The sequence below is a fragment of the Flavobacterium supellecticarium genome, from assembly GCF_004801375.1.
GTDB classification, from domain to species: Bacteria; Bacteroidota; Bacteroidia; order Flavobacteriales; family Flavobacteriaceae; genus Flavobacterium; species Flavobacterium supellecticarium.
The window spans coordinates 1-369 of record NZ_SSNZ01000028.1 but is presented as its reverse complement, the minus strand read 5'-3'; the positions used below and the strand labels follow the sequence as shown (position 1 = coordinate 369).

The following is a 369-nucleotide window of genomic DNA, read 5'->3' as shown; positions in this document are numbered from 1 at the left end:
AACTGGGGCTAAGTCGTAACAAGGTAGCCGTACCGGAAGGTGCGGCTGGAACACCTCCTTTCTAGAGAAAGATAATTAAGGGTTTATGATACAAGAGGTTTTACTCTCGCTGTTAGTTCAAAAAAAAAGAAGAAGAAGTATAAGAGCATTACAAAGTCTCGTAGCTCAGCTGGTTAGAGTACTACACTGATAATGTAGGGGTCGGCAGTTCGAGTCTGCCCGGGACTACAACTTATACTATCGGAAATTCTGGAAGTTGGGATTTGGATTAGGGATTAATTCAAAATTCGAAATTCAACATTCAAAATAAGAAAGAATGGGGGATTAGCTCAGCTGGCTAGAGCGCCTGCCTTGCACGCAGGAGGTCAT

The 369-nt window shown here is 43.1% G+C and carries 1 tRNA gene and 1 rRNA gene; both read left to right on the top strand.

Going from position 1 to position 369, the window contains the following annotated elements:
- Positions 1 to 61, top strand: a 16S ribosomal RNA gene (locus E6C50_RS17525); the annotation flags it as partial.
- A gap of 93 nt (positions 62 to 154) precedes the next feature.
- Positions 155 to 228: transfer RNA gene (locus E6C50_RS17520), tRNA-Ile, on the top strand.
- Positions 229 to 369 lie beyond the last annotated feature (141 nt).